19 protein-coding genes are annotated in these 14,779 nt (G+C 47.1%); 4 read left to right on the top strand and 15 right to left on the bottom strand.

Going from position 1 to position 14,779, the window contains the following annotated elements; all coding sequences use genetic code 11:
- From AC6H3C_RS03625 to AC6H3C_RS03615, 3 genes are all read left to right on the top strand, one after another.
- Complete coding sequence (locus AC6H3C_RS03625) at positions 1–1,269, top strand: PcfJ domain-containing protein (protein ID WP_497519319.1); 1,269 nt, start codon at positions 1–3, stop codon at positions 1,267–1,269.
- A 49-nt stretch (positions 1,270–1,318) separates the two neighbouring features.
- A complete protein-coding gene (locus tag AC6H3C_RS03620) occupies positions 1,319–1,555 on the top strand; it encodes a DUF7688 family protein (protein WP_497519318.1) in 237 nt (78 codons plus the stop codon).
- Between the two features lie 128 nt (positions 1,556–1,683).
- Positions 1,684–2,025: a hypothetical protein gene (locus AC6H3C_RS03615; RefSeq protein WP_497519316.1), complete on the top strand. Its 342-nt coding sequence runs from the start codon at positions 1,684–1,686 to the stop codon at positions 2,023–2,025.
- A 33-nt stretch (positions 2,026–2,058) separates the two neighbouring features.
- On the opposite strand, the gene AC6H3C_RS03610 is transcribed toward AC6H3C_RS03615, so the two are convergent.
- From AC6H3C_RS03610 to AC6H3C_RS03540, 15 genes are all read right to left on the bottom strand, one after another.
- Entirely contained in the window at positions 2,059–2,502 is a 444-nt protein-coding gene (locus AC6H3C_RS03610) for a PH domain-containing protein (protein ID WP_497519315.1), read from the bottom strand.
- A 200-nt stretch (positions 2,503–2,702) separates the two neighbouring features.
- Positions 2,703–3,623: a conjugative transposon protein TraN gene (gene traN / locus AC6H3C_RS03605; protein ID WP_497519313.1), complete on the bottom strand. Its 921-nt coding sequence runs from the start codon at positions 3,621–3,623 to the stop codon at positions 2,703–2,705.
- Positions 3,624–3,686: 63 nt separating this feature from the next.
- On the bottom strand, positions 3,687–5,033 hold the full coding sequence (gene traM / locus AC6H3C_RS03600) for a conjugative transposon protein TraM (protein WP_497519312.1): 1,347 nt from the start codon (positions 5,031–5,033) through the stop codon (positions 3,687–3,689).
- On the bottom strand, positions 5,014–5,322 hold the full coding sequence (locus AC6H3C_RS03595) for a TraL conjugative transposon family protein (protein ID WP_497519310.1): 309 nt from the start codon (positions 5,320–5,322) through the stop codon (positions 5,014–5,016). Before AC6H3C_RS03595 ends, traM begins: the two co-directional genes overlap by 20 nt.
- 7 nt (positions 5,323–5,329) lie before the next feature.
- Complete coding sequence (gene traK / locus AC6H3C_RS03590; RefSeq protein ID WP_497519308.1) at positions 5,330–5,953, bottom strand: conjugative transposon protein TraK; 624 nt, start codon at positions 5,951–5,953, stop codon at positions 5,330–5,332.
- Positions 5,954–5,981: 28 nt separating this feature from the next.
- Positions 5,982–6,968 carry a conjugative transposon protein TraJ gene (gene traJ, locus AC6H3C_RS03585; RefSeq protein WP_497519306.1) on the bottom strand — a complete coding sequence of 329 codons (987 nt, stop codon included), beginning with the start codon at positions 6,966–6,968 and terminating at the stop codon, positions 5,982–5,984.
- A 19-nt stretch (positions 6,969–6,987) separates the two neighbouring features.
- On the bottom strand, positions 6,988–7,608 hold the full coding sequence (locus tag AC6H3C_RS03580) for a DUF4141 domain-containing protein (protein WP_497519304.1): 621 nt from the start codon (positions 7,606–7,608) through the stop codon (positions 6,988–6,990).
- Positions 7,609–7,672: 64 nt separating this feature from the next.
- Positions 7,673–7,984 carry a DUF3876 domain-containing protein gene (locus AC6H3C_RS03575; protein WP_497519302.1) on the bottom strand — a complete coding sequence of 104 codons (312 nt, stop codon included), beginning with the start codon at positions 7,982–7,984 and terminating at the stop codon, positions 7,673–7,675.
- Positions 7,985–8,000: 16 nt separating this feature from the next.
- A complete protein-coding gene (locus AC6H3C_RS03570) occupies positions 8,001–10,493 on the bottom strand; it encodes a TraG family conjugative transposon ATPase (RefSeq protein ID WP_497519300.1) in 2,493 nt (830 codons plus the stop codon).
- Entirely contained in the window at positions 10,490–10,819 is a 330-nt protein-coding gene (locus AC6H3C_RS03565; RefSeq protein ID WP_497519298.1) for a DUF4133 domain-containing protein, read from the bottom strand. The genes AC6H3C_RS03570 and AC6H3C_RS03565 overlap by 4 nt, the downstream gene beginning before the upstream one ends.
- Positions 10,820–10,858: 39 nt before the next feature.
- Positions 10,859–11,161 (bottom strand): DUF4134 domain-containing protein, encoded by a 303-nt coding sequence (locus AC6H3C_RS03560; RefSeq protein WP_497519296.1) that lies wholly within the window; start codon positions 11,159–11,161, stop codon positions 10,859–10,861.
- 147 nt (positions 11,162–11,308) lie between these two features.
- Positions 11,309–12,073 (bottom strand): hypothetical protein, encoded by a 765-nt coding sequence (locus tag AC6H3C_RS03555; protein WP_497519294.1) that lies wholly within the window; start codon positions 12,071–12,073, stop codon positions 11,309–11,311.
- Between the two features lie 34 nt (positions 12,074–12,107).
- The gene (locus AC6H3C_RS03550) at positions 12,108–12,422 is read right to left on the bottom strand and encodes a DUF3408 domain-containing protein (protein ID WP_497519292.1); all 315 of its coding nucleotides are present in this window, start codon (positions 12,420–12,422) and stop codon (positions 12,108–12,110) included.
- On the bottom strand, positions 12,419–12,850 hold the full coding sequence (locus tag AC6H3C_RS03545) for a DUF3408 domain-containing protein (RefSeq protein WP_497519290.1): 432 nt from the start codon (positions 12,848–12,850) through the stop codon (positions 12,419–12,421). The genes AC6H3C_RS03550 and AC6H3C_RS03545 overlap by 4 nt, the downstream gene beginning before the upstream one ends.
- Positions 12,834–13,610, bottom strand: a complete 777-nt coding sequence (locus AC6H3C_RS03540; protein WP_497518007.1) for a ParA family protein — start codon at positions 13,608–13,610, stop codon at positions 12,834–12,836. Before AC6H3C_RS03540 ends, AC6H3C_RS03545 begins: the two co-directional genes overlap by 17 nt.
- Before the next feature lie 735 nt (positions 13,611–14,345).
- Here AC6H3C_RS03540 and mobA point away from each other — a divergent pair.
- Positions 14,346–14,777 (top strand): conjugal transfer protein MobA, encoded by a 432-nt coding sequence (gene mobA, locus AC6H3C_RS03535; RefSeq protein ID WP_497519288.1) that lies wholly within the window; start codon positions 14,346–14,348, stop codon positions 14,775–14,777.
- Positions 14,778–14,779 lie beyond the last annotated feature (2 nt).

Genomic DNA, 14,779 nt, shown 5'->3' with positions numbered 1-14,779 from the left:
ATGAAACCACGAAATAAATTTCAGAAACAAGTTTTGGCATTAAGCGAAGAACTGTCCCCCATTACCGAAGCACAGGTTAAATGGGGCTACCGGAACTGTATGGAACATACCGGGCGCAGGACAAATAAAGGGGTTATTTCCTGTCTGGAATGCGGGCATTCATGGACTGATAAAGCCGCAAAAAAGCATTGCACCTGCCCGCAGTGCAACACAAAGCTGGTTGTTAAAGATACAAGGCAACGGGTATTCGATGATTACCAGTACCTCTGTATTGTTACGGTTTGCGGGGGTTTTCAGGTATTGCGGTTCATTTATATTGATTACAGGGCAAAGGTTGGGGCGAAAGCGCACTATTTTCATTCGGAAGTGGTGCAACGATGGATTGCGCCTGACGGCAAATATGCAACAATGTCCCGGTTGAGGCCAACGGGGTTCTTTGTCCATACGTGGAGCTTTGGCAGCCCGCTTGAAATCCGTCCCGAAAAGCCCTTGTACAACATCATCCCGACCTGTGTTTATCCATGCCAGAAGTTAATCCCGGAAATCAAACGCAGCGGGTATGAAAAACGTTTTTACGGCCTTACACCGTTTGACTTGTTCCAATATATACTGGCGGAGAACAAAGCCGAAACCCTGCTGAAAACCGGGCAAACAGGACTGTTGAAATTCTTCGCTTGCAATACCTCCCGCAATATTACGGATTACTGGGCATCCATCCGTATTTGCATCCGTGGCAGCTATAAGCCAGGGGATGCTTCCCTGTGGTGCGATTACATGGATTTGCTCCGGTTTTTTGGCAAAGACCTGCACAACGCCAGGTATGTATGCCCGGCTGACCTTAAAGCCGAACACGACAGGTTCTTAAAGAAAAAAATGAAATTTATCGAACAGCAACGCCGTGAAGAAGCCAGAAAGAAAGCGTTGGATGATGAAGCTAAATTTCAGGAAATGAAATCCGCTTTTTTCGGCATCCGGTTCACGGATGGGCTGATTCAGGTGCAGGTTCTTGAAAGTGTGGAGGAGGTGATGCGGGAAGGCGATGCGTTGCACCACTGTGTTTTTACCAATGATTACCACCTCAAACCCGGTTCGCTGATCCTTTCAGCCCGTATCAATGACCAACGGTTAGAGACCGTCGAGCTCTCCCTTGCAAAATTACAGGTACTCCAGATCAGGGGGCTATGTAATGAGAATACAAAGTACCACAACCGGATAATTAAGCTTGTCGAAAAGAACATGCCCCTCATTCAAAAGAGATTGTCAGCATAACCATTGACCACGGGGGAGAAATCCCCCACAATACAAACAACAAATAATCATGAAGCAGGAAATCAGGCAAAACGCAGTAGCAATTTTAACCAGTGAGGATAATTGCTCCATCCCTGTCATTTTTAACAACCTGACAGGCAAAAATCACGAAACCGATGAAGAATATCAAACCTATATCGAAACAATAGCCATTCCTTTGATGGGATTTAGTTACGGAAAGATTGAACGGGTTGAAAACGGGGAAGTAATGGAAACGGGGCAAATCAGCAAGAACAGACCCCAATAAGGACGGGCGAACCGCCCGTTACTTTTTCCATGAGCCGGTAATCTTAGCGGGAGAAAAAGTAACAAAAAGCCATTTATAAGCTATTTGCTTTCAGGCAAATAGGTATCTTTGCATTGTAATTCAATGATATGGCTGTAAATGCAAAAATGGAGAAATGGGTTATTGCCCAAAAGAAACATAAGCTGTCCGATATACACGTCCAGATGGCCCGTGAGTTAGGATTGAACCCTGATAAGTTGGGCAAGATAGACAACCATAAGCAGGAAACATGGAAAGCCCCGTTGCCACAATTTATCGAAGAAATATACTTCAAACGTTTTAAGCGGGAGGGACCCGTTACCATCCGTTCCCTGAAAGAAATTATGGACGACGAGAAAGCCCGTAAGGAAAAGAAGAAAAAAGAAAAGGCAAAAAAACGGGCATTGAAAGAAGAACAAAATAAAAACAATCCCCCAATAGTTTTAAACTGACCATACCATCAGGCATATTTTTTTTATACCCATTCAGCCTATTTGGGTATTGATTTCTTTTTTAAAACGCATAGGATCGGAGACAAAGGGATAACTGCTTGCAGCACCACCTGTTGTAACGATAATTGTTCCAAAACCGAATAACCGGCCGGACACGCTCTGCTTGATTTGCAGCCCCTCGCATTTTGCCAGCACAAGGTCAAGCGCTTTGCGGCTGATAACCCCGGTTTTAAGAATGACCCGTTTATCGGTAACGGCATAAACAGCACCGATTTTTACCAACAGCCGTTGAATGAAAGACACAGCCCCCAAAAATAGCAATACACCTCCCAGGAAGTGTGATACGTCACCGGCTGATGCCCGGAACCACCAGCCTAACAACAACAATACGACAGGTTGAAAAAAGAGAAAGAAATGCAGATTTGCTTTATATACAATTTTCTCTCCGGGTTGCAATGTAGACTCCAGGTAACTCATATTCAGGGCATTTAAAGTGTTGTGCAAATATAATCAATTCGGACTTAATTACTTAAACAGCTACTGTTAATTAAAGGAAAGCGTCCAATTTATGAACGCTTTCCCAATTTTATAAGTATGTCTCGTCCTGTCTGCAGCATTATAACCCGGTCAGTTATGTAGCTTTCAATTTCCAGCGTAAAAAATTACAGCCTGCCTCATTACTTCACTTTTAATTCGTCAATCACTTTGGCTCGAACCAAACTGGCATTCCCCACAAAAAACGACTGGTGCCGCCCGCCCTGTTTTTCGTGCAGTTCAACCAGCAGGTGTTTATCATCGGGGATGGTAAATTTAGGCAGGGCAAAAACAGTCCGTTCGGTTGTTTTGCCCCCGATTTCCTGAACGTTGTTGTAAGCCCGGAGCGGATATATCACCTGTTCCTGGATGGCGGTGCGTTTGGCCACCTTTTTATCCACAATCTTAAAAATGATATAATCCACCGAAAATGGTACGTTCGATGTGTTTCTCAGTTGGGTATGGAAGTATAGCAGCCCGTTGTGCACATACAAACCTTTGAGCGTGTATTGTACCCCGAAACGTTTGGAGCCGACATGTTTGATTTCCCGTTTATCGTTTTTGTAAACCGATTTCATAATCAGCCTGACCAGCAGCGGCGATTCCTGCCCCAGTTCTTCCAGGTAAACATCCAGCGAGTTATTGGGCCGGTTTACCGTTTCCCCGTCGTGGATAAAATCGGCCATTTCCACGGACAGCTTGACCGGCTCATCCGCATATTTTACATTGAAAGAATAATATGCCCCGTCTTCGGTTATGACCGAAAGGTTGCTTTCTCTTGAAAAGCCCCGGACGGCTGCTTTTACCCGCAGTACATTCTCCGCGCCATCGGCTTTGGCAGCCAGCAGGTCGGACGAGCCTAAATCCACATATCGGATGGCCGACGGGAAAATAATGTGCACCGTTTTGTTAAAGGTTACTTCCAGCGCATAGGGCGGGATCATCCTATCGAAGGTCAGCGGGCGTGTCAGCCCGTTAAAATAATCCCCGGTCGTGGGTTTTTCCTGTGCGTTAACTGCAAATAGTATTGCTGCGAACGCCAACATCAAAATAATTTTCTTCATACTTCTGATTGTTTAAAAATGAAACTTGTTTGTTTTGGATATTTTAGTGGCGATAAGCCTTCTTTACTGCGTGGAAGGGAGCAGCAATACCCGGTGCCCGGCTTTGAGCGTAACCCTGACCGTCCGCATTTTTTTACCCGCATATTGTGAAGCCCCCTGGACAATGCCCCGTCCCAGATCCGCCAGCAGTTGCGAACCGGCATTGTCGGCAATGGTGATGCTGCTCCCCATCGAAGTGCCCATATTGGCAGCCACATCCTTTACAGCATTGAGTTCTTCCGAACCCGGTACGGAAATGCCCGGATTGCCATCCAGATCAAAAACCTCCATTTTAACCGGAATGATGTTCCCGGCATACTGGATATGGGTTATCTCAATGTTCATCCGTTCTCCCGAAATCCGGGCAAAACCAGATACAAGCGTATTTTCGGGAATCTGCATTTTCCCTGCATATACAGGCTCCAGCAGGCGTAACCGGACTTCCTGCCCGCCGGTAACCGTAACCGTTTTACTGATACAGGCATCGATGCTGTTCTTTTCCGTTGCCTGCTCACTGCCGGCAACCGTATGGAACCCCAGGTTCCGGGGTTGGGCATACTCTTTCATAAATACCGAATCGGGCATGGGAGCAGCCAATAATGAAACCACGTTACCGGAAACCTGCGATACCGGGCTGGAAACGGCTTTCTTTTCCGGTTTTGCTGTTTTTAAGACGGGAGCAGTTATCGTTTCTGCAGTTTTCTTATCAGCAGGCATATATTTAGCGGCAATCTCATATGATTTTTCTACCAGGGCGAGTTGCTGCTCCGCTTCGTTCTTTTCCTGAAGTTGCCGTTCCAATTCCCGCACACGCTCTTCCAAAACGGACTGTTCCTGACCCTTTGCTTCAGGGGCAGGCTCTTTGTAAAAGCTGCCCAGTTGCAGGTTGATATCCTGGTACTGACCGGCAGACGAGCGGAACGCACTGGTCCGGCTGCTTCCCGGCGAACTGTTTTTAAGGCGTGAAGGTTTGACACTGCTTCCCGAAGATTCAGGGGCCTTCAGAAGTCCCGCATTTCCGGGTGACGTTTTTTCTTGCGGCGTTTCATCGCCCAGCATAAACGCAAAATCCTGGAGAGAGCGCATCTTTTCCTGCTCTTTGGCCCTGATGGCTTCCTGCCGGTAAGCATCCCGCTTATCGGCTATAATTCCGCTTTTCTTTGGTGTGGGAAGGTTGGCATTAAAAATATCTCCCGTTTCTTCATTTTTATCAGCAGACGGCGCAAAGATGAGCCACATACTAACGGCAAACAGCAGGAAGAAAAGCGGGAAAATCACCATTTTCTTCCGTTTTTGTAACTGTTGGGGCGAGAGCGGCTTTTTTTCTTCCACTGCCGGCTTTGCCCCGTCTTTATTCTCTTTTTTTCTCATAATGAATTTCATTTGATGGTTTTAAACTGTCCGGTTTGTCCCGTTTATCCTTTAATTCCAGTTGCAGGCCTTCTATATGTTTGAAGTTCAACTTCTCCTTCGCTCTTTCATCTTTTCCGAAATTGAACAGGGATGAAAAGGTGATATAAAGCGAGAACCCTGCAAAAAGGAAAAGAAGGGAAAGTATGACGGCAATCCTTTTTCCGGGAGGAATCCTCCCGCACCACTGCCGGAGACGGTTTTCCATCCGTTCTCCGATGGCAGTGAATCTCTTTCGTTTTTTCGCCATAACATTTCTACCGGTCCAAAACCCGGATGTCTTTGTTTTCAAGGATTTCGAATTTCTCGATGGTAAACCCGTGCGGGTTGTTATCGCTCCGCACCGAGTTAATCAGGTTGCAACGGGTGACAAGCGAGCGTTCGGTTACATTGCTCGACCGGATAATCCGCTGCCGGGCATAGGTAACAGCCGTGTACGGATAACCGGCGAAGCTGCACGCCACGCTGTCCACCTGCACGACCTGCTGGATATTTCCTGAAACAATACGGTTGAAATACCCCTTTTCCTGCATGTCCTGATAATAGTTGTAGGCGCTGCGGTCAGCAAGGAACAGTGCACGGGTAATATTGGATTCAATGGCTCCCCGGTCAGGTGAAAGCGTAAAAAACAATTCATGGAAGCGGGTAACATGGTCACGCGCCTCCACCGGCCGGTTTTGTCCCATATCCTGGGAGAGCGCCAGCATTAGGGATTTTCCCTGGTCAAGCACATATATTTTCTGCCGTTGTGCTTCAGCATAACTGAAAGCGTTCCACACCGAATAAACGGTTATCCCGGTACAAAGACAGAGAAACACAAGGACAAAAAACCGGATTTGCCTAAATGAGGTCTCTATGTTTTTCAAACTCTTAAATTCCATAATTCTTTTGTTTTTTTGATTGTTATAATTACCGTCCTACCAGACGACCGCCTATATTCCCGGCCGCGCCCCCGGCCATACCGGCGGCATAGCTTCCGGCTTTTCCGGCGGTTTTATTAACAGCATGGCTGGCACTGCCCATGCCGCCCGACTGGATAATCCAGTTGGCCACAGAGGGAACCGTAAAGTATCCGATGATGCCTATGAGCATGAATACAATATAAATTCCGTTTGAACCGTCAGGGATATAATTGGGGTCTTCCAGCAGCTTGATATCGGCTTCCAGCATCAGAACCTGTATGCGTGCCAGCACCGCCGAAAAAAGGTCGGAAACCGGTAGCCACAGGTAAACGCTGATGTAGCGCGCAAGCCATTGGGTAAGGGTTGCCTGGAACCCATCGTAAACGGAAAAGGCAAATGCAACCGGGCCCAGAATGGACAACACGACCAGAAAAAAAGTCCTTATCGTGTCTATGATCAATGCAGAGGCATTGAACAACAGCTCCATTAAGTCCCTGACCACCTGCCGGAACCACATTTTGATGTCGTACCAGAACCTTTCGCTCCACATTCCGATGATTTCGGGGGTGTCCCATATCCCAAGGTCCTTCAGCTTCTGGTCATAAGCCTCGTCGTCCACCAGCCACGCTTTACCCTCCCGGACACGTGCCTGGTATTCCAGTTCTTCTTTTTTTAGCTGGTAGGCCCGCATATCGAAAGTCTGGGTTTCCATAATGGAATGTGTCCCTTTGACAACCGGGCTCATTACCGCATTGATGGTCCCAAGTACAATAGTTGGGAAATAGAGGATGCACAGCCCGATGGCAAACGGGCGGAGCAGCGGGAATACATCGATTGGCTCCGCTCTTGCTAAGGCCTGCCAGACGCGGTATGCCACATAGAACAAAGCGCCCAGCCCGGCCAGCCCTTTTGCCACGCCAATCATGTCGCCGCAAAGGGGCATCATATCTTCGTAAAGGCTCCTTAGAACCTGGTGCAGGTTATCAAATTCCATAATAAACAACCTTTACCTGTTACCAGTATCTTTCCGACGGACTGCCATAAAGCGCCAGCACCCTGTCCGTATCGGCTTTTGCCTTGGCGCGGATAAACGAAACAGAAATGCTTTTCTGCGTAAAATACCTGGTCAGGTTGCGGTAGTCCAGCATCCGGTTATAAATCTGGTCGATCACATCCATGCGCTCCTTGTCCGACATGGAAAGCCCGTTGCCGCCTGTTACAATGTTTTTGAGGTCGGTTATCAATGCGCCCCCTTCTTCCATCAGTTTGGCATAACCTGCGGAGATAGCGGCCAGTTCGTCAACGGTAAAATTGGGGTCGGCTACCATCTTGTTGAACCCGGTGATGTACATGTCGCCGATTTCGCTAATCATCTCGATGGTCCTTTTCACCTTGCGGGCATCTTTAATCAGGTTATTAACTGATTTCAGGGCGTCGTAATACGCCTTGCCCTGTTCATAAATTTTGACTGTTTGCTGCACATTCTTCACCATGTTCGTGAGGGTGGACGAGGATTTGACCACCTGCTGGATATTCTGTACAAGATTGGATGGGTCGATTACCGCCCATTGTGCTTTGGCCTGATAGGCAAAACCTGTCAAGGCCACACATACAATTAAAATTATTCGTTTCATATTCTTTCTTTTTTGTTTGATGATACTTTTGTTTGAAAGGGCGGGGATCAGCTCCCACGGGATGCTAATCCTTAGCCCGGTTATATTTTCCGTAAGCGGAAAGCTGTAATACGTCGTTGTCCGTATTATAGGACAGGCTCATTACTCCGTAAAGGTTGACATACCGGATACCCTGATGCTTTTTGACAGGACGCCGGAAAACATTGCCACCTTTATAGGCAAACTCCATAAAGAAGCCGCCGTTTTTTCTTTCACTGTTTCTGTAAATCCGGATATCCGGCGCACCTTCCCGGTTTTTCCACCGGCCTGCAATGTCCCGCAGGGCAAAAACATGTTTTGCCCCGAGAGGATTAGTCCCGATAGGTTTTGAGCACATGACCTGACTGTTTTTACTATTTGCTTTCAGCAAGTTGTTTTATGGCCAGTTCAATGTTGCCGCCCAGTTTTCCGGCAAGCTGCATCACTTCCATTTTTTCCGATTCTTCAGTGGTGTAAGCCAGGTATTCCTGAACCGAAACTTCTGTGGCATAGACAGCGCTCTGAACGCCGCCCAGTCCTATCCAGACTTCCTTGTACCGGCGGTTTGGTGCATTGCTCATATTAATGGAAAGGATCTGCGACTTTTCTTTGTCCGTCAGTCCGAGCAGGGACTGTATCTGGTCGAACTTGTTCATGTATTTGCGCTGGTCCAAAAGTATCTTGCAATCCGAATTATTGATGATACTTTCCTTGACCACCGGGCTGGAGATAATGTCGTCCACTTCCTGCGTGACCACGATGGCTTCGCCAAAATATTTACGGACGGTTTTGTACATGTAGCGCAGGTACTCGGCCATATTTGCCGAAGCGATAGCTTTCCAGGCTTCTTCCACGATCAGTTGTTTCCGGACCCCTTTCAGACGGCGCATTTTGTTGATAAAAGCCTCCATGATAATGATAGTCACCACGGGAAAAAGTTCCCGGTTTTCCTTAATTGCATCAATCTCGAAAACAATAAAGCGTTTGGACAGCAGGTCAATATTCTTATCCGAGTTCAGCAGGAAATCAAAGCGCCCGCCCCGGTAATACTGCCTCAGTGTGGTCAGCATATTGTCGATATTAAAATCGTCCCTGCCTACCTTGATTTCCCTTTCTTCCAGTTCACGGCGGTAGTCATCGCGCATGTACTCGTAGAACGTATTGAAGCAGGGTGTAATATTCCGGTTTTGCTGTATCCGACGGATATAAGCGGATACCGCACTGCCCAGTTCACCGCTTTCGGTTTTGGACACTTTGTCGTCCTCGCTTTTCCACAGGGTCAGGAGCAGGGTTTTGATGCTGTCTTTTTTTTCCACATCAAACACATAGTCGTCGGTAAAAAATGGGTTAAAAGAAATCGGGTTTTCTTCGGTATAAGTGAAATAAACCCCGTCTTCCCCTTTGGTTTTTCGGTGAATCATTTCACACAATCCCTGGTAACTGTTCCCGGTATCCACAAGGACAACATGGGTACCCTGTTCGTAGTATTGCCTGACCATGTGGTTCATAAAGAACGATTTGCCGCTTCCGCTGGGCCCAAGCACGAATTTATTCCGGTTGGTGATAATCCCTTTTTTCATGGGCAGATCGGAAATATCCAGGTGGATTGGCTTACCGCTCACCCGGTCGCACATCCTGATGCCGAAAGGCGACGGGGATGACCGGTAATTGGTTTCTTCGGTAAAGAAGCAAAGCGCCTGTTCGATGAAGGTGTAAAAGCTTTCTTCTACCGGAAAGTCGCCCGCATTGCCCGGTATGGCCGCCCAGTAAAGGGTAGCCGCATCCACGGTATTGTGGCGGGGCTTGCACTCCATCAGCGCCAGCTGTGAACCTACCTCGTTACGGATATGCTTTAGTTCCTGTTCATCCCCGCTCCAAGCCATTACGTTAAAGTGCGCCCGTATGGAAGTCAGCCCCAGCGAATGGGCCTGGTTCAGGTAAAGGTCAATCCATTCCCTGTTAATGGCATTGCCCCGGCTGTAACGCGACAACGACTGCATGTTCCTGGCGCTTTTTTCAAACTTCCGCAGGTTTTCCGCGCTGTCATCCAGAAATAAATACTGGTTATACACATGGTCACAGGACAGGAGCAAACCTACCGGGGAGGCAAATGACAAAAGGCAGTCGCTCCGGTCGGTGGACAGTTTTTCGTAACGCATGTCCGTGCCTACCTTTCCGGGTAAATCTTCCACATCGGATAAGGTATGCAGGCAAACGTGTTTATCGCCTATGCGGAGGCCGTCCACTCCCAGCTCCATATCTTCCAGGCAGGTGGTATCATCGAGTGAAAGCGAAAAATACTTTTCGATCAGCCCGGCATTTTCCGGCGTCCCGACAATTTCATCGGTTGTAATCCGTATAAGGCGTATAAAACCACTGTCGTTGATGATCCGCTCAAACTGTCCGACTGCTTCCAGGAACCTGACCGTATGGTCTTTATTGATTTCTTTGGGGATGATATTGCCCCGGCAGAGCGATGAAAAATTGCTTTGCATCCGCATCCGCTCCCTGGTCGTTTTGGTCAGGTAAAGGAAACAATCATGGTTCAGGTAAGGCCGCTCGTTAAAATGGCGTTCGTAACTTCGGGACAGGAAACTCATTTCCCCGTCATCCGTTTTTGGGTGGTAAGTTTCCCGGACAAACCAATCCTGTTTTTGTACTACACTGTAATCGGGCAACACCTTAACCGCTTTTGCCCAGGCCGAATGGATGGCTTCGTATTCGGGCGAGGTCACGGTAAACAGTTCCGGCAGGCTTACACGGAAAGCGACCGTTACATCGGCGTCTTTACTGACGATACAGTCTTGTTCAACGCTCAGCAGCGGGAACTTGCTTTCGATGGTCGTTGCTTTCATGATATTCCTCATGCTGCAACCTCCCTTCTTGCTTTTTGGAAAAGGCTACGGAGAACCTTCCGGTTAATCAGGTAACGGGGATGCTGTTTTTTGGCCATGAGTTTCATCAGTCCAAATTCCCCGTAACGGGCATTCAGGTTGAAGGTCAGCCATACCAGTACCGACGCGGCAATCACCCCGAAACCGATGCAAACCCATTGGCTGACACCTGCCATGTAGAGAATGACAAACACTACGAAAACAGCGAGCAGCCCGGCAGCGAAAATAAACAGGTACTGGGATTTCAAACCTTTAAATTCCACGCTTTTGCCAATTCCTTTGTTGATATTATACTCCATTTTATTCTATTTTGATGAATAATAAAGGGGTCTGTGACCTTAAAGGAAGAAGGAGCGCAGGATGGTGGCGGCTACAATCAGGAAGATACATGCGCCGAACCAACTGGCCGCGGTTTTACTGGTATCCGGATCTCCCGAGCTGAACTTGTTGTACACTTTGATTCCGCCTATAAGCCCTACAACAGCGCCAATGGCGTAAATCAGTTTGGTCCCGGGGTCAAAATACGAGGTGACCATATTGGTGGCTTCCGTTATTCCGGCAGTACCATCGCCTTGTGCAAATGCGGTTGAAACGGCAGCCATGATAAAGGCTGCCTGGATCAGGATTTTCTTTTTTGTCATACTGATTTCTTTGTTTATGGAACGGGCCTAATTACACTCCGCCCCGGGTGAATAAAATGTTTGTCTTTTTCGGATATTTTAGTGGTCGTGTGAAATGAAACCGGCCTATCCGTAATCGCGCTTTTTCATCTTTTTGTACTTAATGTGTTAAACATACTTTCGGACGTCAAACCCTTTGGGAACAGGGGCCGCGGGAGTCTTATTTTCTCCCGGCTGTTCAGCTTTCCGCTGATGAAAAGCTTTCAGGTACGAATCGATCAATCCGCCGACCCTGTCTTCCCTTTCGGGCTTACCTGAAACCATCGCCTCAAACATATCGGTATGCTTCAGGTTGAGAAGAACACCTCCTGTTTCTTCTTTTTTCTCCTCTGTTAGAATTGGATTGTGTACCACGGTGCGGTAGGCTTCGCCCATTTGTTCAAAACTGATTCCCTCGGCCAACAAGCGGCCTGAAACCTGCATGGCTTCGTATTCTTCCTCCTCGTTCTGGTTCTCTTCATCTTCCTTGTCCGGTTTTTCCGGCATCGGGCAGTCAATGTCGAGCGGCGGGTTGGCCTGGCCGGGAGGAACATCGCCAAAAACTTCGTCCAGCTCATCCGCCGGAATGATCCGGGAATGTTCTTTGGGTACATCTGACGGGACAAATATATTTTCTTTCCCGTTATCTTTTACATTGTCAGGTTCTTTGGCAGTTTGTGGCGCCGGAATGCGTTCTTTGAGGACAAAATGGCTCTTGCCGATAATATCGCCTTTGCGCTTTTTTTCGTCCTGTTCGTTAAGCATTGCTTCGCTGTTTTCCTTCCGCAAACGCCGGTTTTCAGAGATGAAAAAGAACATGGTCCAAAGCGCGTAGAACACTGTAAAAGCAAACAGCAACACCAGTACTACGGTATAAGGCGTTATAACTATCATTGGCTTAAAGAATTTGAATTGTTTACCTGATGCATTAAAAAATATCGGTATTCTTTTTCCGGTACAGCTGGGTAATATCATCCTGGAACATGGTAAAATGATGTTCCAGCACATTATCCAGATAGCTGAACAGGGACAGATCGTTTTCGCCGATCACCCGGACGATTTTCAGGATGCGGTCATGGTACTCCTTGCGGATATAGACCACTTTGCCGTTGCGCGTTTTAACTTCCGACTCTTTGAAAAAGAGGGCTTCGTAATCCTCCTCTTTAAGGGGAATACACTTCACATCTTGTTGGTCCAGGGATTGCCTGGCAGCAACCTTTTTCTTTCTGAATAGTTTTCTCATTTTTCCAGGTTTTTAATAATGTTTATTCCTTTGTGTTTTTCGTTATAAAGATGGGTAATCTCATTACCGTACGTCTCAAAATGATGGGCCAGCACATTGTCGATGTATCCCGACAATGACACTTCATTGTTCCCGATTACCCGGCATACAGCCTGGATCGTATCATGAAAATCGCGGCGGATATAAACCATCTTACCTGTTCTTGCGGTAACCGGGGATTCTTTGACAAAAAGCGTTTCATAATCCTGCTCTTTCCCACGTTTGCGCCAGGTTTCTTCTTTGGATATTTCCGCTTTTTGGGCAGGCGTTTCTCCGGCCTCTTCGTTGTTTTCCCGCATCAGCGAATCATGGTCTATTGGCTCATCCTGAAGGAAAGAAGCGATAATCGCTTTTTCGTTGATATCTTCTTTTTTAAAGGTTTTGTCCATGGCATTGATTATTAATGATTTCCAAAATTTCATTCATAAGGGAGTCAAGGTGACTTCCTTTCAGCAATGCTTTATCGGCCGGGAACATGGTCGAGCGGAACAGGGCTTTATGTGAAGCGGGAAGCTCGCGGCGAAAACGCTTGCTGTCGGGCAGGAAGGTTTTCAGCAGCGGAAGGTGAAGTTCTGCTATGACCTGTTCATATACTTCGTACAAATCCGTTTTCTCCCGGCCATCCACCAGGTTCCAGATTAAGTATAGCCCTTTAACCCTGGATTTCCCGGTGGTGATGATGTTATCGTTCAGGCGGGAGGCAAAACGTAAGGTGCTTTCAAGTACTGCCCTGTCGGCACTGATGGGTGAAAAAATATAATCCATCAGCGACAGGGTATAAATTACCCCTTCCTTATTGACTGTTCCCGGCAGGTCAAAAAATATGATGTCGTATTTGCCTTTGGACATTAGCGCTTCTGCAGCTTCCGGCGCTTTTTCGGGAAGGCTTTTGATCACCGGGTACATTTTCTTGTCCAAACGGGTAAACTGCTGGTATGCCAGCGACTTGTAATAATCGTCCTCTGTGGCCATTTTTAAATCGCGCTCCCGCATTTCTGCAATGCTGTACTGCGGGTAATCACAATCTACTACTGCCACATCGTAACCTTTCACGTAGTGCAGGTAGGAAGCTGCCAGTACGGTCAGGGTTGTTTTTCCTGCTCCTCCTTTTTGGGTGGAGAAAGCAATACACAAATTTTTCTTTTCCATTTTTAATCATTTAATAAGTTATACATACAGTTGTTTATACTTCTGATTTGCAGACTGGTTGGGTGGATAGCCAGCCAAGACATCTGTGTAATCACATGGCTATTAGGGTAAAAGAATGATTGGCCGTCTTAAGATTTGAATGCTTGAATGTCTCGCTGTCTGGCCAGTCGTATATCCAATTATTTATCAATCATCCAACTATACAGTGTTATATCCGGCCTTTTGAGAAGTTATTCACTCATCCCAATGTTCATAAGATTTTTCAGCCATTTTATCCTGCTATCAGTCATTTGCATAATCGGTCATATTTTTAATCTCATGCAAATAAAAGCCAATAAAACCCCGCTTCAACAGGCGCTGAGGAAAGTGGCAGCTTCTGGCTCCAAAGTGGCAATCTTTGGCACAATCATGTAATATTCAAGCAATTGAAAAGACCGGTAATTTTGCCTCCGGTTCGATACCGGTAACCGGTCAGGCTGCTGTCAGTCCTGTTTGCAGCCCGTCAATTTATCTGTCCTAATGGCGGACAGATTTATTTGCAACGTGGCAAATAGCAAGCTGTGTTTTGAGTTACTCATTTCATTTCGCGTAACCCAAAACCGCTTGCCCGCAAGGGGAGAAAAGCAGGCTCCGAAGTCGCTGCTTTTTTTTATAATGGCAGTGTTAATGACTGCACTAAGGTATCGGACATTATAAACCGGAGTGGCCGGCGCCACCCACTAAAATATCCGACAGATGAAACAGGAAAATACAAGCCGCCAAAGGCGAAAAGGGGGACGCCCTGCAAAAAGCGACCCCGTCACAGCGTGCGTTATGGTACGCTTCAACACCCGTGAATATGCCCGTTTTCTGACATTATTTGAACAATCCGGGGTAAAAGCAAAAGCCGTTTTTGTTAAGGCCCGGGTATTCGACCAGCCATTCCGCGTGGTTAAAACCGACCGGGCGGCGCTCGAATACGTGGCCAAGCTGACCACTTTTTACGCACAGTTCCGGGGGGTGGGGACCAATTACAACCAGGTGGTAAAAGAACTGCACAGTAATTTTTCGCATAAAAAAGCGCTGGCATTGCTCTTTAAACTGGAAAAACTGACCACCGAACTGGCAGTGACCGGACAACAAATCATCGCCTTGACAAAAGAGTTTGAGGAAAAATATTTGCAATAATA

Source organism: Gaoshiqia sp. US2, from assembly GCF_059705485.1.
Note: the sequence above shows the minus strand (reverse complement) of the source record. Positions and strands in the feature narration are given on the sequence as shown.